Here is a 24,207-nt window from a genome sequence, read left to right on the forward strand (position 1 = left end):
AATCAATATAAAGGAATATGTCTCATATATACGACTCTAGTATTAGAAAGCCTTTAGTTATAGGTGATAAATCTTATCACGATGTAACAGTAGATGTGGCAGCGCCTGTCGAAGGTTTGGCTAATAAACATTGGTGGATTGTTTTTACAATCGCCTTAACAGCCTTTCTTTGGGGAATAGGATGTATAGTTTATACGATATCTACAGGTATTGGAACATGGGGATTAAATAAAACAGTTGGTTGGGCTTGGGATATCACTAACTTCGTTTGGTGGGTAGGTATTGGACACGCTGGAACCTTAATTTCTGCGGTATTATTGTTATTCCGTCAAAGATGGAGAATGGCGATTAACCGTTCGGCTGAGGCAATGACAATCTTCTCAGTAGTTCAGGCAGGTTTGTTTCCAATTATTCACATGGGACGTCCTTGGTTAGCTTACTGGGTATTACCTATACCAAACCAATTTGGATCTTTATGGGTTAACTTTAACTCTCCATTACTTTGGGACGTATTTGCAATCTCTACTTATTTATCAGTATCATTAGTTTTCTGGTGGACTGGTTTATTACCTGACTTTGCAATGCTTAGAGATAGAGCGATTACTCCATTTAATAAAAGAATATATTCAATCCTAAGTTTTGGATGGAGTGGTAGAGTCAAAGACTGGCAACGTTTTGAAGAAGTATCTTTGGTACTTGCTGGTTTAGCAACTCCTCTTGTACTTTCTGTACACACAATTGTATCGATGGACTTTGCTACTTCTGTAATTCCAGGATGGCATACAACTATCTTCCCTCCATACTTCGTTGCTGGAGCGGTATTCTCAGGATTTGCAATGGTAAATACTTTGCTTATCATCATGAGAAAAGTTTCTAACTTAGAAGCTTACATTACTTTACAACACATCGAGTTGATGAACATCATTATTATGATTACAGGTTCTATCGTAGGTGTGGCTTATATTACGGAGTTATTTGTGGCTTGGTATTCAGGTGTAGAGTATGAGCAATATGCTTTCTTGAACAGAGCTACCGGACCTTACTGGTGGGCATATTGGGCAATGATGACTTGTAACGTTTTCTCTCCGCAATTTATGTGGTTCAAGAAATTAAGAACTAGTATCATGTTTTCTTTCATTATTTCGATTGTTGTAAACATAGGAATGTGGTTTGAGAGATTCGTAATTATCGTAACCTCTCTACATAGAGATTATTTACCGTCTTCTTGGACAATGTTCTCTCCAACATTTGTTGATATTGGAATTTTCATTGGAACAATAGGTTTCTTCTTTGTATTGTTTTTATTGTATTCAAGAACTTTCCCTGTAATTGCACAGGCAGAGGTTAAAACAATTTTAAAAGCAACAGGAGATAATTACATAAGAGAAAGAGAAGCAAATAAAGATTCACACCATGAGTAATAAAGTAATTTACGCCATTTATAATGACGACGATATATTGATGAATGCTGTTAAGAAAACAAGAGCAGCACACCATCATATTGAAGATGTTTTTTGTCCATTTCCTGTTCACGGTTTGGATAAAGCTATGGGAATAGCGCCTACAAGATTAGCTATTTGTTCATTCTTATATGGATGTGTTGGTATTTCTGTTGCCACTTTTATGATGAGCTATATCATGATTCATGACTGGCCTCAAGATATTGGAGGAAAACCAAGTTTCAGTTATATTCAAAATATGCCATCTTTTGTGCCTATTATGTTTGAGATGACTGTATTCTTTGCAGCTCACTTAATGGTTATTACTTTCTATATGAGAAGTAGATTATGGCCTTTCAAAGAAGCTGAAAATCCAGATGTTAGAACTACAGATGATCATTTCTTAATGGAAGTTGCTATTAAAGATAATGAAGAAGAATTGGTTTCTTTTTTCCAAAATACAGGTGCTGTAGAAGTTAAAGTAATAGAAAAGAATTAATTTAGATATGAAAAGGGTATATAAAATAACACTATTGTTAGGCATAACTATGTTAGTAGCTTCATGCCATAATGATAAAGCGCCGAATTATCAGTATTTTCCAAATATGTATGAGTCAGTAGGCTATGAAACTTATTCAGAGTCTAAAGCTTTTCCTAATGGTAAAGAAGGTCAACTTCCTGCTGAAGGTAGTATTAATAGAGGTTTTGAACCTTACGAGTATGAAAATTCTACTGCTGGATATCAATTGGCTAAAGCTAATTTAAAGTCACCGCTTGATTCATTAGATAGAAATTCTGGTAAAGGAAAAGAACTTTTCGAAATCTATTGTATTAGTTGTCATGGTGCAGCTGGTAATGGTAAAGGAAAATTAGTTGAGAGAGAAAAATTCTTAGGAGTTCCTAGTTATAAAGATAGAGATATCACTGAAGGAAGTATTTTTCACGTTGAGACGTATGGTTTAAATGCAATGGGTTCTCATGCAAATCAATTAAGTAAAAAAGAGCGTTGGTTAATCGCTGACTACGTGCTTAAACTTAAAAGCCAATTATAATTGTTGAACAAACTGATCGTATTAGATATGTATACATTTTCAAGTAAATTAAAAACTTTTTCTATCATCTTAATGGCCGTTGGTATATTAGGAATAGCTTATGGTTTTTTAAACGCACCTAAAGATATTCATGAAGTTGAGAATATCCTTGCTGCTGAATCTCACGGTGGACATGGTGAAGCACATCATGAAGAAGCTAAAGCTGAGGGAGCTCATGCAAAAGCTGAACATGTTAGTGCAGCTGAAGTTAAAGAGGCAGCTGAACATGAAGAGCATTTAACTCATGTCTTACACCAATTGCAAAATAAGCCATGGGCAGCTTTATATGTTGCTTGTATTTTCTTTATGCTTATTGCTATGGGAACTTTAGCTTTTTATGCTATTCAACAAGTTGCTCAGGCAGGTTGGTCTCCGGTTTTGTTTAGAGTAATGCAGGGTATTACCGCTTATTTACCAGTTGGCTCAGTAATTTTCTTTGTTATTTTGGTTTTATGTGGATTACATTTTAATCATATCTTCGTATGGTTAGGAGAGCATGTTACGGATCCTAAACATGCTGATTATGACGAAATTATTGCTGGTAAATCAGGTTATTTAAACTTTGGGTTTTGGATTGCCAGAGCTGCTGTTTTCTTAATTGGATGGAATTTATACCGTCATTATTCAAGAAAAAACTGTTTAGAACAAGATGAAGCTAATGATAATGCTTCTTATAAAAAGAACTTTAAATTATCAGCTGGTTTCTTAGTTTTCTTTATCGTTTCTGAGTCTATTATGTCTTGGGATTGGATTATGTCAATTGATCCACACTGGTTTTCTACCTTGTTTGGATGGTATGTATTTGCAAGTTTCTTTGTAAGTGGTATCACTATGATTGCAATGGTAACTGTTTATTTAAAATCAAGAGGTTATTTAGAATTTGTAAGCACTAGTCATATTCATGATTTAGCTAAATTCATGTTTGGTATCAGTATCTTCTGGACTTACTTATGGTTCTCTCAATTTATGTTGATTTGGTATGCTGATATTCCTGAAGAGGTTACTTATTTCGTTACCAGAATTAATTTATACAACTTACCATTCTTTGGAGCTGTTGTTATGAACTTTGTTTTCCCGATATTGATTCTTATCAATACTGATTTCAAACGAATTACTTGGGTAATCGTTATGGCTGGTATCGTTATTTTGGCAGGTCACTATATAGATTTCTTTAATATGATTATGCCGGGTACTGTTGGTGATCAATGGTTTATTGGTATTCCTGAAATCTCATCAGTTCTTTTCTTCCTTGGATTGTTTATTTTTACTGTATTTACAGCATTAACTAAAACTCCTTTATTAGCAAAAAGAAATCCTTATATCGAAGAAAGTAAACATTTTCATTATTAATTTTTAAAGAGATAAACAGATGACAAGTTTGTTGGTAATTATAGTTTTAGTTTTATTAGCTGTTGCTTTATGGCAATTGACTAAAATATTCGACCTTACTCAAGTGGGTTCTTCTTCAGATAGTTCTCAGGTAGCTAATGATAAAGACAATAATATTCAAGGATATTTGATGTTTGGTTTTTTAGCATTCTTATATGTTTTTACTATATATGGTTTGCTTACTTGGGGTAATTTACCTCTTCATACTCCTGCTTCTGAGCATGGAACAGAAGTTGATAGATTAATGAATATTACTTGGGTTTTAATTTTTACAGTTCAGGCAATTACTCAGGCTTTATTACACTATTTTGCTTTTAAATATAAAGGTAAAAAAGATCAAAAAGCTTTGTATTTTGCCGATAACAATAAATTAGAAGCTTTATGGAGTATCATTCCTGCAGTAACATTGGCTGGTTTAATTCTTTACGGATTGTATGCTTGGACTAATATTATGTTTATTGATGAGGACGAAGATACTATTGTAATCGAATTGTATGCACAACAGTTTAAATGGACTGCCAGATTAGCTGGAGAAGACAATGTTTTAGGTAAAGCAAATGTTAGATATATTGAAGGTGTTAATACTTTAGGAGTTGATTTATCAGATAAAAATGCACAAGACGATATTGTTGTAACTGAATTGCATATCCCAAAAGGTAAAAAAGTACAGTTTAAACTACGTTCTCAAGACGTTTTACACTCAGCTTATATGCCTCATTTTAGAGCACAAATGAACTGTGTTCCAGGTATGGTTACTGAATTTGCTTTTACTCCTACTTACACAACTTCAGAGTATAGAGAATTACCTTATATGATTGAAAAAGTAGCTCATATTAATGAATTAAGAGCTAAGAAAAGTGTTGAGTTAATTGCTAAAGGTCAATCTGGATTAGATCCTTATACTTTTGATTATTTGTTGCTTTGTAATAAAATTTGTGGTGCTTCTCACTATAACATGCAAATGAAGATTGTAGTTGATACACCGGAAGATTACAAAAAATGGTTAGCAGATAAAACTACCTTAGTTAATGAAGTAAAAGCATCATTAGAAAAACCTGCTGATGACGCATCAGGAGAAGCTCAGGGAGATTCAGTAGCGACGGCTAGTAAAGAAGTTGCTATTAAATAATTTATTAAGAAAATTTAAAGTATAATATATGTCAGCAGAAGGTCACGATCACGCTCACGATCACGAACACGAACACCACCATAAAGACACATTCATTACTAAATACATTTTTAGTATTGATCACAAAATGATTGCTAAACAATACCTTATCACAGGTATTATTATGGGAGTTATTGGTATTAGTATGTCTTTGCTTTTTAGAATGCAATTAGCATGGCCAGAAGAGTCTTTTAAAATTTTCAATGTTTTATTAGGTGATAAATTTGCTCCTGAAGGTGTAATGGCTAATGATGTTTATCTTGCCTTAGTAACAATACACGGTACCATCATGGTATTCTTTGTTCTTACAGCAGGATTGAGTGGTACGTTTAGTAATTTACTTATTCCGCTTCAAATTGGTGCCCGAGATATGGCATCAGGATTTATGAACATGATTTCTTACTGGTTGTTCTTCTTATCAGCAGTAGTTATGTTAAGTTCATTATTTGTTGAAGCTGGTCCTGCATCAGCAGGTTGGACAATCTATCCGCCTTTAAGTGCTTTACCGCAAGCAATCCCTGGATCAGGTGCTGGTATGACATTATGGTTAGTTTCGATGGCTTTATTTATTGCATCTTCTTTAATGGGATCTTTAAATTATATCGTTACTGTTATTAACTTGAGAACAAAAGGAATGTCTATGACTAGACTTCCTCTTACAATCTGGACATTCTTTGTTACTGCTGTTATTGGGGTAATTTCTTTCCCTGTATTGTTATCTGCAGCTTTATTATTAATTTTCGATAGAAGTTTTGGTACATCATTCTTCTTGTCTGATATTTATATTGCTGGTGAAGTTTTACATTATCAAGGTGGATCTCCGGTTTTATTTGAACACTTATTCTGGTTCTTAGGGCACCCTGAGGTTTATATTGTAATCTTACCTGCAATGGGTCTTGTATCTGAAATTATGGCTACAAACTCTCGTAAACCAATCTTTGGTTACAGAGCGATGATTATGTCAGTTCTTGCAATTGCATTTTTATCTACAATTGTTTGGGGTCACCACATGTTTATCTCAGGTATGAATCCGTTCTTAGGATCTGTATTTACATTTACTACTTTATTGATTGCAATTCCATCTGCTGTAAAAGCGTTTAACTGGATTACAACTTTATGGAAAGGTAATTTGCAATTAAATCCTGCTATGTTATTCTCTATCGGAATGGTTTCAACTTTCATCACTGGAGGTTTAACAGGCATCATTTTAGGGGATAGTACTTTAGATATTAACGTTCATGATACTTACTTTGTAATTGCTCACTTTCACTTAGTAATGGGTATCTCTGCGCTTTACGGAATGTTTGCTGGTATTTACCACTGGTTCCCTAAAATGTACGGAAGAATGTTGAATAAAAACTTAGGTTATATTCACTTCTGGGTAACTGCGGTTTGTGCTTATGGAGTTTTCTTCCCAATGCACTTTATTGGATTAGCTGGTTTACCAAGACGTTATTATACAAATACAAACTTCCCGTTATTTGACGATTTGCAAAACGTAAACGTATTGATTACAACATTTGCATTAGTTGGTGGAGCATTCCAATTGGTTTTCTTGTACAACTTCTTTAGCAGTATTTTTTACGGTAAGAAAGCGGTTCAAAATCCATGGAGATCTACTACATTAGAATGGACTACTCCAGTAGAACATATTCACGGAAACTGGCCAGGTGAAATTCCTGAAGTTCATAGATGGGCTTACGATTACAGTAACCCTGAGCACGAAGAGGATTTTGTTCCTCAAACAGTTCCAATGAAACCAGGTGAATCAGTTTTACATCACTAAATATTATAAAGACCTTCTGAAAAGAGGGTCTTTTTTTTTGTTAATAAAAAAAAGAAATTTTAAATAAAAAATCCCAAATTCCAATGATGTATAGTCTTATTATTGGGATTTGGGATTTTTAATTTGGAATTTAACTGTTTTACAAACTGATTACTTTGTCTATCTTTGTTACATGAATGAAAATTTAGACCCAACAAACAAAGGATATAATTCCGAAGAACTTGATCTTGAAAAACGATTAAGGCCTCTTTCTTTTGATGATTTTGCAGGACAGGATCAGGTTTTAGAAAATCTTAAAGTTTTTGTTGCAGCGGCTAATCAACGTAATGAAGCTTTAGATCATACTTTATTTCATGGGCCTCCGGGACTTGGAAAAACTACATTGGCTAATATCTTGGCTAACGAATTAGAAGTAGGTATCAAGATAACTTCTGGGCCTGTACTTGATAAACCGGGAGATTTGGCTGGTTTGTTGACCAATCTTGAGGAAAGAGATGTTTTGTTTATTGATGAAATTCATCGTTTGAGTCCTATAGTCGAAGAATATTTATATTCGGCAATGGAGGATTTTAAGATTGATATCATGATTGAATCAGGGCCAAATGCCAGAACGGTTCAGATTAATCTAAATCCGTTTACTTTGATTGGTGCCACAACTCGTTCGGGACTTTTAACAGCTCCAATGCGTGCCCGTTTTGGTATCTCTTCAAGGTTACAATATTATACTGTCGAATTGTTGACAACCATTGTACAGCGAAGTGCTTCTATTTTAAAAATGCCTATTACCATGGAAGCTGCCATAGAAATAGCAGGTAGGAGTAGAGGAACACCAAGGATTGCAAACGCTTTGTTGCGAAGAGTTCGTGATTTTGCCCAAATAAAAGGTAATGGAACTATTGATATTGAAATTTCGAAATATGCCTTAAAAGCACTTAATGTTGATGCTCATGGTTTGGACGAAATGGATAATAAAATCCTAAATACCATCATTGATAAATTCAAAGGTGGGCCTGTAGGATTGAGTACTCTGGCAACTGCTGTTTCCGAAAGTAGTGAAACTATAGAGGAAGTTTACGAGCCTTTTTTAATTCAGGAAGGATTCATCATGCGTACTCCACGCGGACGTGAAGTTACCGATAAAGCCTATAGGCATTTAGGTAAAATTAGAGCTAATATTCAAGGAGGACTTTTCTAAAGTTGTGGGTTGTGAGTTTAAAACTTATCCATAACCCATAACTGACAACTCAAAACTCAAAACTCATCGACAATAGATCAAAATACACGCAGTTCATAAAATCCGAAGCCAAACGCCTCGGATTTTTATCTTGTGGTATATCTAAGGCGGGTTTTCTGGAAGAGGAAGCACCCAGACTGGAAAACTGGTTGAATAAAAATTATAATGGGCAGATGGCGTATATGGAGAATAATTTTGATAAACGCCTGAACCCAACTTTACTTGTTGATGATGCTAAAAGTGTGGTGTCACTTTTGCTTAATTATTATCCGGAAAAAGAACAAATTTTGGATTCGTATAAGATTTCTAAATATGCTTACGGTAAAGATTATCATTTTGTCATCAAGGAAAAATTAAAAGAACTGCTTTTTTCTATACAGGAGACTATCGGAGAGGTTTCAGGTCGTGTTTTTGTGGATTCAGCACCTGTTTTAGACAAAGCTTGGGCCGCCAAAAGCGGTTTAGGTTGGATAGGGAAAAACAGTAACCTATTGACTCAAAAGGTAGGTTCTTTTTATTTCATTGCCGAATTAATTATAGATTTAGACCTGGAATATGATAATCCTACGACTGACCACTGCGGAAGTTGTACTGCCTGTATCGATGCCTGTCCCACAAAGGCTATTGTTGCTCCTTATATCGTTGATGGAAGTAAATGTATTTCGTATTTTACCATCGAGCTGAAGGAAAACATTCCTGCGGAAATGAAAGGACATTTTGATGATTGGGTATTTGGGTGTGATACCTGTCAGGATGTTTGTCCGTGGAACAGATTCTCTAAAAGTCATAACGAACCATTGTTTAATCCTAATCCTGCTTTGCTTTCGATGACTAAAAAGGATTGGGAAGAAATGACAGAAGAAACCTTTAAAATAGTTTTTAAAGATTCACCAGTTAAGAGGACTAAGTTTCAAGGATTGAGTAGAAATGTTAATTTTTTGAAGTAGTTTAAAGCTTCATCGTAGATTCCCGAACGATTATATTGGTGTCTAATTCAATTGTTTTTGGAGTGAAAACGGTTTTCTCTTTATGACAATTCATTTCTTCTAACAATAAATTGAAAGCCGAAATACCCATTTCGTTGCTAGGTTGGTCAACGGTACTTAGTTTTGGGGTAAATACTTGTGAAATAAACCAATTACTAAATCCAATTACGGCGATTTGATCCGGAACTTTAATCCCTATTTCATTGAAATAAGAAAGTACACCAACGGCAACCAAGTCTGTAATTACGAATATTCCGTCAGTATCTGGATGATCTGCAAGGATTTGCTTGGCAAATTCATGACCTTCTTCAAAACTAACTTTTTCGCAGGTGTAAACTAATTTAGGATCAAAAGCGATATTGTTTTTTTCTAAAGCTTTTTTGTATCCAATATAACGATCAATGGCATTTTGTGGGTTTTCAGGGCCGCGGATATGGGCTATTTTTTTGCAACCTTTGTCAATTAAATGTTGCACAGCATTAAATGCAGCTTTCTGGTCATCAATAATCACTTTAGAACATTTAGCCAATTTGGATATTTTGTCAAACATTACAAGAGGGATGTTTCTGTTGACTATTTCTTTTAGATGCTCATCATAATTAGATTCGTTTGAAAGTGATATTAGAATTCCGTCAACTCTTTTATTGATAAGAAGTTCCACTTGTTTTTTCTCTAATTCTAGTGTTTCATTTGATTGAAGGATTATAACTAAATAACCGTTTTTTTCGGCTTCATCTATAATTGCATTAATGATATTCGAGAAAAAATGATGCAGTACCTCAGGTATAATCAAACCGATGGTTTTAGATTCCTTTGTCCTTAAATTTACTGCAAAACTATTAGGTGTGTAATGTAATTTTTGCGCTAATTCAGTAACAGCATTTTTAGTTTTGAGACTAACATCCGGATAGTTTTTGAGAGCTTTAGAGACAGTTGTTATTGAAATTCCTAATGTTGTTGCAATTTCTTTAAGAGTAATGTCTTTCATGAACTAGTTTCTAGTGGTTTAGTATAATAATTTAGACTTATTTCTTCACCTTACATTTGGTTTAAATAAAATTCCACCATCAATTCCGAATACCAAGATAGAAATTTTTATAATATGGATTCTTTTTTTATTAAAATAAACGATGAAATTAAGATTGATAAAATTTCAATCTTATGTAGTTTCCCGTTCAATTAATTTAGTTTCTAGTTCAATAGACTGAAAAATTATAGGTAAATGATTCTTTTTTAAGTTAATTTCATCAAATAGAATTTCTGCTGATTTTCTTCCGATTTCAAATCCAGGTTGATCAATCGTTGAAAGGCTAGGTGATATAACACTTGACATAAACCAATTGCTAAATCCTAAGATAGCAATCTGGCCTGGAATTGAAATATTTACTTCATTTAAATATTTTATAACTCCAATAGCAACTAAATCAGTTACTGCAAATATCGCATCGATGTTTAGATTTTCATGGATTATTTTTTTAGCATTTTCATAACCGTCTTGAAAATCGTTGTTGTTTTCGCATACAAAAACTAAAGAAGGATCATAGGGAATATTATTGTCTTCCAATGCTTTTTTATATCCTAAAAAACGATCAATAGAATTTTGCGGTAGATATGAACCTCTGAAATGTGCAATCTTTTTATACCCTTTTTTAATCAGGTAACAAACAGCATCATAAGCTGCTTTGCGGTCATTAATCATCACTTTTGAACAGTCAACAATTTTTGCAATTTTATCAAAAAGAACTAAAGGAGTATTGTGGGAAAGAACAGTATTCAAGTGATTAAATTCGCCGGTTTCGTTAGATAAGGAGATTAAAATACCATCAACCCTTTTATTCAATAGAAGATTAATTTGTTTTTTTTCCAATTCAAATTTTTCATTTGACTGTAAAATAATCACCATATAATCCCTTTTTTCGGCCTCTTCGAGAATTCCTTCAATAACATTCGAAAAAAAATGATGTACAATAGTGGGGATTATTAAGCCTATGGTTTTGGATTCCTTTGTTCTTAAGTTTACCGCAAAACTATTTGGTGTGTAGTTTAATTGATTTGCTAATTCTACTACAGCCTTTCGGGTTTTTTCACTTACATCGGGGTAACCTTTTAGCGCTTTTGAAACGGTTGTTATGGATATTCCCAATTGATTGGCAATTTCTTTTAGAGTAGTATTATTCATGTTTTGATTTTCTAATAAAAAACAAATAAAAACTGTTTAATAGAAACTAATTTACAATTTATTTATAGTAAATCAATTTCTATTAAACAGTTAAATTAAAAATGATTCTTTTACTGTTATTTGAATTCTATTATTGCGGCTTCATATGGTCGTAAAGAGTTATTCTTTATGTTTTTAGTATTAAGGTAATTGTCTAAAACTATTGTAGATTTATTCAATGGCATTCCTATATTGAAGGAGGCAGCTTTGTCTGAAAAATTTAACAGTACCAACATTTTTTTTCCGTTAAGGTCTCGGGAATAAGCAAAAACATTTGGGTTTTCTTTATCCAAAAGAGTGTATTTTCCATAAACGAGCGTTGGCTCTTTTTTTCTGATTTGCACTAATTTTCTAAAATAGTTTAATACTGAATTGGGGTCTTTTTCCTGGGCTGCCGCATTAACCATTTTGTAATCAGGATTTACTTTTAGCCAAGGTTTTCCAGTTGTGAATCCTCCGTTTTTATCAGTATTCCATTGCATTGGTGTGCGTCCGTTTTCTCTTGAGGTTTGTTTTTGTCCTTCTAGGAATGCTTTTAAATCGCCTCCTTTTTCTTTTAATCCAAGATACTTGTTTCTGGTATCTACATCATTATAATCATCAATCGAATCGAATCTTATGTTTTTCATTCCTATTTCATCTCCATAATAATAAAAAGTAGTTCCACGCATTGTCATAACAAATGTAGAAAGCATTTTTGAAGAAATATTCCTGAATTCTGGAGAGTCATTTCCAAATTTACTCACCATTCTTGGCTGGTCATGATTGGCAATAAAAATAGATAGCCATCCTTTATCTTTAAAATATTCATCATATCGGGAGAATATTTCTTTGTATTTTACCAATCCAAAGTCTTTTACATGGTTTCCTACACCGACACTTTCAAAATGGTAAGCGATATTCAATTCTTTTCTATCGGGATCTACAAATTTCATGGCATCTTCAGGCGAACTTCCTGCACCTTCAGCAACGGTCATTACATTAGGATATTTGCTTAATACCTCACGATTCATTTCTTGAATATAATCGTGTAAATGAGGTCCTTCACCATAATATTTATTGATTTCTTTCTCATATCCCTTTGGTAATTCTGGCCAAGTGGTGTCTTTGGATACATATTGAAATGCATCCATACGGAAACCATCGATACCTTTATCTAACCAAAAGCGCATAATATCATATACTTCTTGTCTTAATTTTGGATTTTCCCAATTCAAATCAGGCTGTTTTCTGGAAAAATAATGCAGATAATAAGAATCTGTTTTTGCATCATATTTCCAAGCGTCACTGTTTACGTCAAAAAAACTCCATCTGTAAGGTGGTTTTCCTTTTTCGGCTGGCCACCAGTGGTAATAATCTCTATAAGGATTGTCTCTTGAACTGCTGGCTTGTTTAAACCATTCATGTTCATCACTGCTATGATTTACTACCAAATCCATTATTAGTTTTATACCGCGTTCATGCATTCCTTTCAACAAAAGATCAAAATCTTTCATGGTCCCAAAATCTTTCATGATTTCGCGATAATTACTGATGTCGTAACCATTGTCATCATTTGGGGATTCATATATTGGATTTAGCCATATCGCATCAATACCGAGACTTTTTAGATAATCCAATTTAGAAATAATCCCTTTCAAATCACCAATGCCGTCGCCGTCGCTATCCTTGAAACTTCTAGGATATATTTGATATATAACGGCTTCTTTCCACCATTTTTGATCATTTTTTTGAGTTGTTTTTGCAGACATGTTTTGTGCCAATGTGCTCTCATTTGTGGACAGTATCATAGCAGAAAATAAGCATAAATTAATAATATGTTTCATGGTAGTTAGTATTAAGTTTTAAATTTATATTAGGAATATAATTTGTTTTGTAGCAATTGTAAGACTTCAATATTTATAATTCTATAATAATGGCTTCATAAGGTCTTAATGTTGTAGTTTTTGCTGGTTTAGAATAGTTAGTGATTAACACTTTAGCCTTGGTCGTGTTTATTTTTGTTTTTACAGTCGCATTTTTGGATGTAAAATTTAATAAAACGAGCATTTTTTTATTATCTAATTCCCGGGTATAAGCATATACATTTGGGTTGTCTTTGTCCAAAAGCGTATATTTTCCATAGATCAATACAGGATTGTTTTTACGTAATTTGACCATTTTTCTAAAATAATTCAATACTGAATTTGGGTCTTTTTCTTGCGCTGCCGCATTTAACGTTTTGTAATTTTTATTTACTTTTAGCCAAGGCTCAGCATTTGTAAAACCACCATTGGTTGTATTATTCCATTGAAAGGGAGTTCTCCCGTTATCTCTTGCGCCGCCTGTTTTTTGGTCTTCGATGAATTGTTTCAAATCGCCTCCGGCTATTTTTAGCTTTTCGTATTCTGCAATGGTTTCAATATCTCGATAATCGTCTATTTTGTCAAACTTGGCATTGACCATCCCTATTTCGTCGCCATTATAATAATACGGAGTCCCTCTCATTGATAGTAGGAACGTAGTAAGCATTTTTGAAGATTGTTCTCTAAATTCAGGTGAATCATTTCCCCAACGAGAAGTCATTCTTGGTTGATCGTGATTTCCTAAATAGATGGTTCCCCATCCTTTTTTGTCATAAACGGCATCCCAATCAGAATAGATTTTTTTGAATTCAACCAGGCTCCAATCAGGACTCATTTTTTTGAAATATCCAGGAACATAGCCTAGGTTTACCCCATCAAAATGGTAGCCCATATTCAATTCTTTTCTGTCGGCATCTACAAAATTTAAGGCTGTTGATTTTATCATTCCTGCACCTTCAGCAAGAGACATTACATCATATTTGCTCAAAACTTCTTTATTCATTTCCTGAAGGTACTCATGTAAATGAGGACCGCTAGCCATATAAACATCCCATCTTTCCTCATAATTTTTATTTAAATCTTCTTGAGTGATAACAGGAAAAGTGGTGTCTTTTGAGATGAAAGGAATTACATCCATTCTAAAACCATCGACCCCTTTTTTTAACCACCAGTTCATCATTGCATAAATTTCTTGACGCAATTTTGGATTTTCCCAATTTAAGTCGGGTTGTTTGTAATTGAAATAATGTAAGTAATACGAATTGGTTGTTTTGTCATATCTCCAGCCACTGCCATCGGCTTCAAAAGCACCTGGTCGGAAGGCCGGTTTTCCTTTTTCGGCTGGCCACCAATGGTAATAATCCCTGTAAGGATTGTCTTTTGATTTTCGGCTTTCTTCAAACCATTTGTGCTCGTCGCTACTGTGATTTACAACTAAATCCATCACCAATTTCAACCCTCTTTCATGCATGCCTTTTAACAATGCATCAAAATCTTCCATAGTCCCAAATTCCTTCATAATGGATTGGTAGTCTGAGATGTCATAACCATTGTCTGCATTTGGTGAACCGTATATAGGGTTAAGCCAAACAACATCTATTCCTAAACTTTTTATATAATCAAGTTTTGAAATAATTCCTTTCAGGTCACCAACACCATCGCCGTCAGTGTCTTTGTAACTGCGGGGATAAATTTGGTAAACTACGGCTTCTTTCCACCATTTTCTTTCAATTGGAGCATTTTTTTCCTGGGCCATTATAGGTTTACTTGATAAACAAGCTAGAAGAAAAAGAAGTCCCAGTGAGGTTGTTTTTGTGAATTTTGGTTTCATAATCATTTTAGGATTATTATTTGTTAATAGTTAGAATTTAATTTTTTTTAATTTTTTCTGATTGAATACTCAATTTGGGATATGGTTTTAGGGAAGGGTTGCTCAATGAAGTTATAAATCCAATTATTCAATAAAATTTCTATTTTTTCAGATGAATTAGCAATAATGATAGTATTGCTTTCTTCTTTTTTATGATAAAATGCTAATAAAATGGTCGTTTGGAAGAATAGGCTTAATAGCATAGTATTTGCGAATTTTACTTTAAAAAGTATTTATTTTTATATTATCTCTATAAAAATAGAATTCTTTTTTTTAATTGTCTATTTTGTAATAATCGATAACGTTTTCGTTATATCGAAAACGTTATCGATTTGAGTTTTAAGAAAAAAAATCATTTTTCTGTAAAATCTTTTATAGGTTTGAAAAAAAAAGTTTAAAAAAACAGTTATGAACTTGAATTTAAAAATAGCATTGTTAATGCTTTTGGTGTCTCCAATTACTTTTGGACAAACTAAATCTGATGAATGGCATTTGTATGCCAATTCGAGACAAAATTATTTTGGAGTTGCAATGGCTAATGGCCAGATAGGTATTGTTACCGATGATACTCCGTTAAAGACAAAGGAAATTTTCTTAAACGGGATTTATGATGGTAGTCCTGAAAATGGAATTAGTAGAATTGTAAGAGGAATAGAATTTCTTAATCTTCATTTATCAGTTAATAATCAGGAAATACAGTCGAATAATATTGATAATTGGAGTCAGGTTGTTTCTATGAAAGAAGGGACAAGTACTACATCTTTTACTTTTAAGGATTTGGTTAGTATTAATTATACTATTTTGGCGAATAGGGCTGTTCCTTTTTCTGGAATGGCAATTGTAGAAATTATTCCTAAAAGTGATGTTGAAATAATGGCTAGTAATTATATGATTGTTCCTGATGAATTAAAAGAAGCAAAAAATCAGTTTAGAGTTTTAAAAGACAATCAATTTATCATGCCTGTTTTTGGAACAACGGCAAAAACATTGACGGGTAAATATACAGTTTCGGCTTCGACAACATTCCTCTTTGACGGTAATAAAGAGATTTTAAAACAAACAGAGAAAAATGAAGTTGGATTTTCAAAAAAATTAGTAAAAGGACAAAAATATAGATTTGCCATTGCCGGTGGGATTTGCACTTCCAAAGATTTTACTGATCCCTTGAATGAATCTGAAAGACAAGCTATATATGCTTTGCAGGAAGGAATTGATAATTTGTTGCAACGTCATAAGAATGCCTGGTCTGAATTATGGAATACCGGAGACATTCAAATCGAAGGGGATTTAGATGCGCAACAACGTGTACGATTTGCTTTGTATAATTTGTATTCTTATATCCGTCCTGGTACAAGACAAAGTATTGCGCCTATGGGATTGTCTTCGCAAGGATATAATGGGCATATTTTTTGGGATACTGAACTTTGGATGTATCCTACTCTTTTAGCGTTACAGCCTGATATGGCCAAATCTTGCTTGGATTATCGTTCGGATCGCTTGCAGAAGGCTAAGCAAAAAGCAACCGTTTATGGTTATAAAGGAGCAATGTATCCCTGGGAATCGGATGATACAGGTGAAGAAGCTACTCCGACCTGGGCATTAACAGGGATATTTGAGCAGCACATTACTGCCGATGTATCAATTGCTTTTTGGAACTATTATACTTATACCCAAGATAAGGTTTGGTTAAAAAAAGAATGGGATGTTTTAAAACAGACTGCTGATTTTTGGGTAAGTCGTGTACATAAAAATCAGGATGGAAGTTATTCTATTTTGAATGTTGTCGGGGCAGATGAATATGCGCAACATATAGATGATAATGCTTTTACAAATGCATCTGTAATTGAATCTCTGAAAAATACAATCAAAGCAGCCGCAATTCTTGGAGAGCCAGTAGATGCCAGATGGGTTGAAATATCTGAGCATTTACTCATTCATACTAAAAATGGAATTACTCAAAATTATAAAGGTTATGACGGTCAGATGATTAAACAGGCCGATGTGAATTTATTATCATATCCTTTACATATAATTGCAGAAAAAAAACAGATTGAAAAAGATTTGGAGTATTATGCTGCCAAGATCGATCCTAAAGATGGGCCTGCAATGTCATCCGGAGTATTGTCTGTTTTATATGCTCGCTTAGGAGATAGAGAAAAGGCTTATGATTATTTCGTGAAATCGTATTTGCCTAATAGTCGTCCTCCATTTGGAGTGTTTTCAGAATCAGCAAATAGCAATAACCCTTATTTTGCTACTGGTGCAGGGGCTATGCTTCAAGCAGTTATTTATGGTTTTGGAGGAGTCGAACAAACAGATAGTGGTTTGAAATTTAATAAAGGAATTTTACCTAAAAAGTGGAAATCATTAAAAATAATTGGACTGGGTTTTGATGATAAAACAATTACAATAAACTAGAAATAGTCAATAAAATTTTTAAGACGAATGCTTTTTCGGCCTATTGATAGGTTGGAAAAGCATTCGTCTTTTTTATTTATAATAGAAATAAATTTTTTAAATGCTTTGTTATTTAAAGCAGCATTATTTTTTCCTTTTAGGTCTAATTATAAGATTAGGAATTTTTATTCCCTAATGGGAATGATCTTTTATGGGGTTACAACACCTGAGTTGTTGGTAATGAGTAGAAAATAGAGATAGTGTTTTTTTATTCGCTTATTGTTGTTGTTAATGTAATTTTTACATTAATTTTTTAGGATATTATTATTAAAAACTAAAACGTTTTCGATAAATCGAAAACGTTTTAGTTTTTGGTTCAACTTAAATTAACATGATTTTATCATTAGGTTTACCTTATAATTAAAACAAACCACTTAAAAACAAATTATTAACCAACTTATTTATTACGTATGAAAAATAGTCTAATAAAAGGCTTGATGGTGTTTCTAACCATGCTTTGTACTAGTTTGACTTATTCGCAAGAAGTGTCAGGTACAGTATCAGATCCTAGTGGTCCTCTTCCAGGAGCTACTATATTAGTAAAAGGAACAACAAACGGAGTGCAAACAGATCCGGATGGTAAATTTACCATTAGAAATGTAGGTTCAGATGCAATTTTAGTTTTTAGTTACATTGGTCTTAAAACGCAAGAAGTTAATGTAGCAGGAAAAAAAACGATAAATGTTATTTTAAAAGATGATTCAGCTGAATTAAAAGAAGTAGTCGTAATTGGTTACGGTACTGTTAAAAAGAAGGATGCAACCGGAGCAGTAGAATCAATTAAGGCTGCCGATTTTAACAAAGGAGTTACAACCTCTCCAGAGCAATTACTTCAAGGAAAATCTGCAGGTGTTCAGGTAACCCAGGCTAGCGGTGAACCAGGAGGAAGTAATACAGTGAAAATTAGAGGAACTTCGTCAATTCGTTCAGGAAGTGAACCTTTATATGTTGTTGATGGTGTGCCTATCGGGGGAGGGAATGTGAGTTCAGGAACTACGGATGTAGGTGTTGGTGCTCAAACCGCTAAAAACCCTTTGAATTTTATTAATCCATCTGATATAGCTAGTATGGATGTTTTGAAAGATGCATCTGCAACAGCTATTTATGGTTCTAGAGGTGCAAATGGTGTAATCATTATTACAACTAAAAAAGGAACTAAAGGTGCGGGTCAATTGGTGCTTAATACCTCTTATACTACTGCAACAATAGCCAAAGATTATGATTTGTTAAATGCTGCTGAATTTAAAGCGGCTAATCCAACTGCTGATTTTGGTTCAAGTGTAAATGCATTTGATGCAATATTAAGAACGGCGGTAACAAAACAAATTGATTTAGCTTACAGTGGAGGTGGAGACAATGGAACTTATCGTTATTCTATGGGCTATACCGATCAAGAGGGTATTGTTAAAAATACAGGATTGACAAAATACAACTTGGGTTCCAGTATAACTCATAGTATGTTTGACAATAAATTGAAATTTGAGGGCAATATTCAAACTTCATTTATTCACGATAAGGCTACTTCTTTGTCTGATAATGTGGGTGCTGAGGGAGATTTATTTGTTTCTGCTGTTAAATGGAATCCAACAAGAGCATTCTTTAATCCAGATGGTTCTTATGTTAAAATTAGTAACAATCAAAGAAATCCAATGGATTTGTTAGATAGATATACTGACTATACTAATACTGCCAGAATTTTAGGAAATGTATCAGCTACTTATAAATTAGCTAAAGGTTTGGATTATAAAGTTGGAGTAGGTGTTGATTATTCTAGTTCTAATAGAAATGTTGGTATGTCTAAACTATTAGGTATTGATCCTGCAACGTCTAACGGAGGTATTGCTGTTAAATCATATGTTGAAAGATCTAACTATTTAGTGGAACAAACTTTAAACTATTCTACCGATATCACCAAAGAATTAAAATTAAATGCTATTGGAGGATATTCATTCCAAAAGTTTTCAAATCAAGGGAATACCTTTGTGGGTACTGGTTTTGGACAATATACAGATCAAGGATATTATATTAAAAATATTACTGCGGCTACTAATTTTGCAATTTCTGGTGCAAATGCCCAAACGGCTTATTTTGATCCAAGTAATAAATTGCAATCTTATTTTGGTAGAGCGATATTAACGTATTCTGATAAGTATATTTTCTCTGCAGTTTTAAGAAGAGACGGGTCCAGCAAATTTGGATCAAGTAATAAGTATGGTACTTTTCCAGCATTATCTGTAGCTTGGAAAATAATAGAAGAACCTTTTATTCCAAAAGTATTCAGTGATCTTAAATTAAGAGTAGGTTGGGGTATTACAGGAAATCAGGAGTTCCCTGCCGGAGCTGCAAGTACATTAGTTAAACCTGTAGAAGGTGTTCCTACTATCTCTAATATTGGTAATCCGGACTTAAAATGGGAGCAAACAGCTCAATATAGTGCAGGTGTTGATTTTGGAATATTAGAGAATAAGTTGACAGGATCTTTTGATTATTATAAAAAAGTGACTTCAGATCCTTTATTACAGGTTCCTGTAGCAGATCCAAGTTTGTATGCTACAAAATGGGCTAATTTGCCTAATGCAGAAATTACTTCTCAAGGGGTAGAGATTGCCTTGAACTATAAAATCATTGATAAAGATGATTTCTCATGGGATTTAGGTGGAAACATCGCATTCAATAAAGGAAAAGTTACAGGCTTAATTGCTGACGGTTACCCAACAGGTATTGTAACAGGAACAATTTCAGGCCAAGGATTATCTGGTACAATAGCTCAAGGTCATTTTGATGGTCAAAGTACTTATACTTTTAACTTATTACAGTTTACCGGTTTTGATTCAAACGGAAAGTCAACTTATAAAGATTTAAACGGTGACAATCAAATTACAGATGCTGATAGAGCTTTTTCTGGTTCAGCAAATCCAAAGTTTAATGCAGGTTTAAATACTTCAATACACTATAAAAACTGGGATTTCGTAGCTAGTGGATATGGAGCTTATGGGCAAAAAATTTATAACAATACAGAAAACGCATTATTTGTTCGTGGTCTATTGACAACCGGTAACAATGTACCTGCTTATGTTGTAAATAATGGAGAAGCTACTTCTGGAAATTCTAATGGAGCCTCTACAAGATTCTTAAAATCAGGAGACTTTTTTAGATTGTCTAATGTTCAAATTGGATATACATTTAAAGGTGGTGAGAAAAGTTTTGCTCCTTGGATGAAATCATTAAGAGTATATTTTACAGCTTCAAATCTATTTGTAATTACACCATATAATGGTTTAGATCCTGAGGTAAATTCTAATAAGCAATATAATGGGATACCATCTTTAGGTATAGATTATGCAACATATCCTAAATCAAGATCTTTTGCTTTTGGTTTAAATGTTAACTTATAATTTTAACAATCATGAAAAAAAACATAATACTATTGGCAGGAGTGTTGTTAACGCTGACCTCTTGTTCTTTGTCAGAGGAGTTAAATGACTCTATTACTAAAGAAGCTTCAAATAATATTTTAGGTGCCGATCAGGCTTTATCATCTGCTTATCTACAATTGAGGTCTTTCCAAAATAATGATAATCAATTAATGCTTCAGGAGCATCCTTCTGATGAAATGGCAGGGCCTACAAGAGGAGCTGACTGGGATGATAACGGTACTTGGAGAGCTTTGCATCTTCATACCTGGACTCCGGATAATGCAAGAATTTTAAGTTCATGGGAGCAATTGTACAAAGGATTGGCTTTTGCATTAGATGCGCAAAGTTTTACCGGAATAACAGCTTCACAAAAGGCGCAAGCTGTATTTTTACAATCTTTATATACTTTTTATATTACGGATATTTTTGGGCAAGTTTCTATGCGTGAGCCAGGAGAAGCAGTTATTAATCTTCCGTCTAAAAATTTAAAAAGAACAGAGGCTATAGATTTTGCTATACAAATCCTTGAAGCACAGTTAGCGAATTTACCTGATGGAACGGCTGCAACATCATACATTGCCAACAAAAATGCGGGAAATGCACTTTTGGCTAAAATGTATTTAAATCGTGCTGTTTATAAAGCAACTGATGCCGATGGAAAGCCTCAGGCAGGACCTTATACATTTACGGCTGCTGATATGGACAAGGTAATTGCTTATTCAGATGCAGCAATGGCAAATAGAACGTTACAAACTAATTATTTTGAAAACTTTGGACCTACAAATGGTGAAGTTTCCACTGAATTAATTTTTACGGCTAAAAATACAAATACTGAGGGAGGCGATATTCAGACACTATCTTTTGCTTCTTTGCATTATAATCAAACGCCTAGTGGTTGGAATGGTTTTGTGGCTTTGACAGATTTATATAATAAGTTTGAAGCACTAGATACTCGTCGTTCTGCATCAGTTCCTGGTTTTACTGATAAACATGGTTTAAAAGCAGGTATTTTGTTAGGGCCACAAGTTAATGAGAATGGGGCACCTATTCTCCTTAGAGACACACCAAACACGCAACTTTCGTTTACACAAGATTTTTCTCTTACAAACTCTACAGAAGAGAAAGGGATGAGAGTGGTGAAATATTTTACAGATTATAGTAAGCCTACAAGACCTAGTAATGATTTTGTTTTCTTGCGTCTGGCAGATGTTATGTTAATGAAAGCAGAGGCTTTGGCTCGTAAAGGAAATACCGCTGCAGCTTTAATAATTGTTAATACACTTAGGGTTAAACGTGGGGCTAGTAGCTTTGTTTCCTTGACTCTGTCAAATATATTAGATGAGAGATCTAGAGAATTGTATTGGGAAGGACACAGAAGACAAGATCAAATTAGATTTGGTACATTTAATGCAGCTGTACAAGGGCGCGCTACTGTAACAGATGTCCATGTTTTAATTTTTCCAATTCCATTGGCTAAGTTGGCGGCAAATCCTAATTTGGTACAAAATCCTGGTTATTAATTATTTTACAGCTGAAATCATAAATTGAGATTATAATAGAAGAGGGTAATATTTTACCCTCTTTTCTTCCTGTTTTGTTGCTTTTGTTGCAAATGATTTGCTGTGTAAATTAGCATTGCTTAAAAATATAAATCTAATTTTTTATCTGTGGATTTTTAAATATCTAATCTATAACAGCAATAATAGTAATGTTTTTGGTATCATTTTCAAAAGATAATTAGGTTCAAAAAAATCTTCTATTTACAAAATTAAATTCTTTTCAAACCAGAGTTAGTTTTGTAAATGAAGTTAAAGAAATGGAATCTATATGGATGTATTGAAATATGGTATAATGGAAAAAGAAGACATGTTGCTTTAGTTTATAAAACAATAGAGGAGTTCAATAATCAAAATCACATTTATAAAAATGTAGTTTAACTTAAACTGTAAATTTTATTAGCATATTCAAACCACCATTTAATAAACTAACCGTATATGGGAGTAAAACTAAGATTGAATTTTTGGCAAATTTGGAATATGAATGTCGGATTTTTTGGAATTCAATATAGTTTTGGATTGCAACAAAGTGCTGTAAATCCCATCTATGATTTTTTAGGAGCAACTCCAGATCAAATCCCTTTATTAAATCTGGCTGGTCCAATGACAGGTTTGTTAATTCAACCGCTTATTGGAGCAATGAGCGATAAGACCTGGCATCCCAAATGGGGCAGGCGTAAACCTTATTTTTTTGCAGGAGCCTTGTTGTGCAGTATTGCGTTAATGTTGTTTCCATTTAGTAGTTCGTTATGGATGGCAGCGGGTTTATTATGGATTTTAGACGCGGGAAATAATACTGCAATGGAGCCTTATAGAGCTTTTATTGCTGACAAGCTGGATGAAGAACAATTGCCTTTGGGGTTTCAGATGCAAAGTTTTTTTACCGGATTTGGACAAACGTTGGCAAACTTGTCATTGTTTATTTTTCCAATGATAATTGTTGGTAAAACAGGATCATTGCCTTCCTGGGTTTATGCTTCCTTTTTTCTTGGGGCAATTTGTTCGATTGGGACTATTTGGTGGAGTATGAAAACAACGACTGAAATCCCCCCCTCGGAAGAAGAATTGCTTCACATTAAAGAAAAAAAAGGAGGATTGTTCGATCCTTTAATAGAAATATTTTCGGCTATTGGAGATATGCCTAAAGTGATGTGGCAATTGGCATTGGTATATCTTTTTCAGTGGTATGCGTTGTTTTGTTATTGGCAAAATTCCTCCAAAAGTATCGCCTTATCTGTTTGGGGTGCCACTCCCCAAAGTAACCCTGCTGCATATGAAGAAGCAGTAGGTTGGACAGGATTGGTCAATGGTTGGTATAACATCGTCACTTTTGTTACTGCATTTGCTTTGGTTGGTTTTGCCAAAAAGTTTGGCCCCAAAAAAGTACATGCCTCCTGCTTGATTTTAGCGGCAATAGGATTTTTAGTATTTCCGCATATAGAAAATAAAAATCTTTTGTTTTTTGCTATTACCGGTTTTGGTATCGGTTGGGCAAGCATGATGGGGATACCTTATCTGATGATTGTAGCTGATATTCCAAAAGAACGGTATGGTGTATATATGGGTATAATTAACATGATGATTGTAATTCCAATGATTTTTCAAAATCTTTCTTTTGGCTATATTCTTAAACATTTTTTAAATAATGATCCTCGATTAGCAATAAGCTTTGCAGGAGTGTTATTAGTGATTGCTGCTTTCTGCACATTATTAATTAAAATAAAAAAGACAAAATTAAGTGAGTAATACAAAA

17 protein-coding genes are annotated in these 24,207 nt (G+C 33.7%); 12 read left to right on the forward strand and 5 right to left on the reverse strand.

Annotated features, from left to right (window positions below; genetic code table 11):
* The first annotated feature begins 17 nt into the window (after window positions 1-17).
* The 8 genes from nrfD to queG all read left to right on the forward strand — a co-directional run bounded on the left by nrfD (window position 18) and on the right by queG (window position 9,054).
* Window positions 18-1,421 carry an NrfD/PsrC family molybdoenzyme membrane anchor subunit gene (gene nrfD, locus EOD40_RS04455; protein WP_128193695.1) on the forward strand — a complete coding sequence of 468 codons (1,404 nt, stop codon included), beginning with the start codon at window positions 18-20 and terminating at the stop codon, window positions 1,419-1,421.
* Complete coding sequence (locus tag EOD40_RS04460; protein WP_128193696.1) at window positions 1,414-1,938, forward strand: DUF3341 domain-containing protein; 525 nt, start codon at window positions 1,414-1,416, stop codon at window positions 1,936-1,938. The genes nrfD and EOD40_RS04460 overlap by 8 nt, the downstream gene beginning before the upstream one ends.
* A gap of 7 nt (window positions 1,939-1,945) precedes the next feature.
* Window positions 1,946-2,491, forward strand: a complete 546-nt coding sequence (locus tag EOD40_RS04465) for a c-type cytochrome (protein WP_128193697.1) — start codon at window positions 1,946-1,948, stop codon at window positions 2,489-2,491.
* Window positions 2,492-2,518: 27 nt separating this feature from the next.
* A complete protein-coding gene (locus EOD40_RS04470; protein WP_128193698.1) occupies window positions 2,519-3,880 on the forward strand; it encodes a quinol:cytochrome C oxidoreductase in 1,362 nt (453 codons plus the stop codon).
* A 19-nt stretch (window positions 3,881-3,899) separates the two neighbouring features.
* A complete protein-coding gene (locus EOD40_RS04475; protein ID WP_128193699.1) occupies window positions 3,900-5,048 on the forward strand; it encodes a cytochrome c oxidase subunit II in 1,149 nt (382 codons plus the stop codon).
* A gap of 28 nt (window positions 5,049-5,076) precedes the next feature.
* Window positions 5,077-6,873 carry a cytochrome c oxidase subunit I gene (locus tag EOD40_RS04480; RefSeq protein WP_128193700.1) on the forward strand — a complete coding sequence of 599 codons (1,797 nt, stop codon included), beginning with the start codon at window positions 5,077-5,079 and terminating at the stop codon, window positions 6,871-6,873.
* Between the two features lie 172 nt (window positions 6,874-7,045).
* Window positions 7,046-8,068, forward strand: a complete 1,023-nt coding sequence (ruvB, locus tag EOD40_RS04485; protein ID WP_128193701.1) for a Holliday junction branch migration DNA helicase RuvB — start codon at window positions 7,046-7,048, stop codon at window positions 8,066-8,068.
* A gap of 65 nt (window positions 8,069-8,133) precedes the next feature.
* Entirely contained in the window at window positions 8,134-9,054 is a 921-nt protein-coding gene (queG, locus tag EOD40_RS04490) for a tRNA epoxyqueuosine(34) reductase QueG (RefSeq protein WP_164905454.1), read from the forward strand.
* A 1-nt stretch (window position 9,055) separates the two neighbouring features.
* Here queG and EOD40_RS04495 read toward each other — a convergent pair whose 3' ends face one another.
* The 5 genes from EOD40_RS04495 to EOD40_RS04515 all read right to left on the reverse strand — a co-directional run bounded on the left by EOD40_RS04495 (window position 9,056) and on the right by EOD40_RS04515 (window position 15,228).
* The gene (locus EOD40_RS04495) at window positions 9,056-10,081 is read right to left on the reverse strand and encodes a LacI family DNA-binding transcriptional regulator (protein WP_128193703.1); all 1,026 of its coding nucleotides are present in this window, start codon (window positions 10,079-10,081) and stop codon (window positions 9,056-9,058) included.
* 171 nt (window positions 10,082-10,252) lie between these two features.
* Window positions 10,253-11,272 (reverse strand): LacI family DNA-binding transcriptional regulator, encoded by a 1,020-nt coding sequence (locus tag EOD40_RS04500; RefSeq protein WP_128193704.1) that lies wholly within the window; start codon window positions 11,270-11,272, stop codon window positions 10,253-10,255.
* Between the two features lie 116 nt (window positions 11,273-11,388).
* Window positions 11,389-13,137, reverse strand: coding sequence for a glycoside hydrolase family 13 protein (locus EOD40_RS04505; protein ID WP_231129578.1), 1,749 nt, complete (start codon window positions 13,135-13,137; stop codon window positions 11,389-11,391).
* Between the two features lie 73 nt (window positions 13,138-13,210).
* On the reverse strand, window positions 13,211-14,986 hold the full coding sequence (locus EOD40_RS04510) for a glycoside hydrolase family 13 protein (protein WP_128193705.1): 1,776 nt from the start codon (window positions 14,984-14,986) through the stop codon (window positions 13,211-13,213).
* 47 nt (window positions 14,987-15,033) lie between these two features.
* A complete protein-coding gene (locus tag EOD40_RS04515) occupies window positions 15,034-15,228 on the reverse strand; it encodes a hypothetical protein (RefSeq protein WP_128193706.1) in 195 nt (64 codons plus the stop codon).
* A 205-nt stretch (window positions 15,229-15,433) separates the two neighbouring features.
* Between EOD40_RS04515 and EOD40_RS04520 the strand changes: the two genes are divergently transcribed.
* From EOD40_RS04520 to EOD40_RS04535, 4 genes are all read left to right on the forward strand, one after another.
* Window positions 15,434-17,443, forward strand: a complete 2,010-nt coding sequence (locus EOD40_RS04520) for a glycosyl hydrolase family 95 catalytic domain-containing protein (protein WP_128193707.1) — start codon at window positions 15,434-15,436, stop codon at window positions 17,441-17,443.
* 449 nt (window positions 17,444-17,892) lie between these two features.
* A complete protein-coding gene (locus tag EOD40_RS04525; RefSeq protein WP_128193708.1) occupies window positions 17,893-20,877 on the forward strand; it encodes a SusC/RagA family TonB-linked outer membrane protein in 2,985 nt (994 codons plus the stop codon).
* Between the two features lie 11 nt (window positions 20,878-20,888).
* Window positions 20,889-22,418 (forward strand): RagB/SusD family nutrient uptake outer membrane protein, encoded by a 1,530-nt coding sequence (locus EOD40_RS04530; RefSeq protein ID WP_128193709.1) that lies wholly within the window; start codon window positions 20,889-20,891, stop codon window positions 22,416-22,418.
* Window positions 22,419-22,892: 474 nt separating this feature from the next.
* Window positions 22,893-24,200 (forward strand): MFS transporter, encoded by a 1,308-nt coding sequence (locus EOD40_RS04535; protein WP_128193710.1) that lies wholly within the window; start codon window positions 22,893-22,895, stop codon window positions 24,198-24,200.
* Window positions 24,201-24,207 lie beyond the last annotated feature (7 nt).

It is taken from the genome of Flavobacterium sufflavum (genome assembly GCF_004016525.1).
Classification (GTDB): Bacteria; Bacteroidota; Bacteroidia; order Flavobacteriales; family Flavobacteriaceae; genus Flavobacterium; species Flavobacterium sufflavum.

What these genes read in the sequence shown, in the direction of transcription:
- EOD40_RS04525 (WP_128193708.1), top strand. Translation starts at nt 17,893, where the DNA reads ATGAAAAATAGTCTAATAAAAGGCTTGATGGTGTTTCTAACCATGCTT.
- nrfD (WP_128193695.1), top strand. Translation starts at nt 18, where the DNA reads ATGTCTCATATATACGACTCTAGTATTAGAAAGCCTTTAGTTATAGGT.
- EOD40_RS04535 (WP_128193710.1), top strand. Translation starts at nt 22,893, where the DNA reads ATGGGAGTAAAACTAAGATTGAATTTTTGGCAAATTTGGAATATGAAT.
- EOD40_RS04470 (WP_128193698.1), top strand. Translation starts at nt 2,519, where the DNA reads ATGTATACATTTTCAAGTAAATTAAAAACTTTTTCTATCATCTTAATG.
- EOD40_RS04465 (WP_128193697.1), top strand. Translation starts at nt 1,946, where the DNA reads ATGAAAAGGGTATATAAAATAACACTATTGTTAGGCATAACTATGTTA.
- EOD40_RS04480 (WP_128193700.1), top strand. Translation starts at nt 5,077, where the DNA reads ATGTCAGCAGAAGGTCACGATCACGCTCACGATCACGAACACGAACAC.
- ruvB (WP_128193701.1), top strand. Translation starts at nt 7,046, where the DNA reads ATGAATGAAAATTTAGACCCAACAAACAAAGGATATAATTCCGAAGAA.
- EOD40_RS04520 (WP_128193707.1), top strand. Translation starts at nt 15,434, where the DNA reads ATGAACTTGAATTTAAAAATAGCATTGTTAATGCTTTTGGTGTCTCCA.
- EOD40_RS04475 (WP_128193699.1), top strand. Translation starts at nt 3,900, where the DNA reads ATGACAAGTTTGTTGGTAATTATAGTTTTAGTTTTATTAGCTGTTGCT.
- EOD40_RS04500 (WP_128193704.1), bottom strand. Translation starts at nt 11,272, where the DNA reads ATGAATAATACTACTCTAAAAGAAATTGCCAATCAATTGGGAATATCC.
- EOD40_RS04460 (WP_128193696.1), top strand. Translation starts at nt 1,414, where the DNA reads ATGAGTAATAAAGTAATTTACGCCATTTATAATGACGACGATATATTG.
- EOD40_RS04530 (WP_128193709.1), top strand. Translation starts at nt 20,889, where the DNA reads ATGAAAAAAAACATAATACTATTGGCAGGAGTGTTGTTAACGCTGACC.
- EOD40_RS04495 (WP_128193703.1), bottom strand. Translation starts at nt 10,081, where the DNA reads ATGAAAGACATTACTCTTAAAGAAATTGCAACAACATTAGGAATTTCA.
- EOD40_RS04515 (WP_128193706.1), bottom strand. Translation starts at nt 15,228, where the DNA reads ATGCTATTAAGCCTATTCTTCCAAACGACCATTTTATTAGCATTTTAT.
- EOD40_RS04505 (WP_231129578.1), bottom strand. Translation starts at nt 13,137, where the DNA reads ATGAAACATATTATTAATTTATGCTTATTTTCTGCTATGATACTGTCC.
- EOD40_RS04510 (WP_128193705.1), bottom strand. Translation starts at nt 14,986, where the DNA reads ATGAAACCAAAATTCACAAAAACAACCTCACTGGGACTTCTTTTTCTT.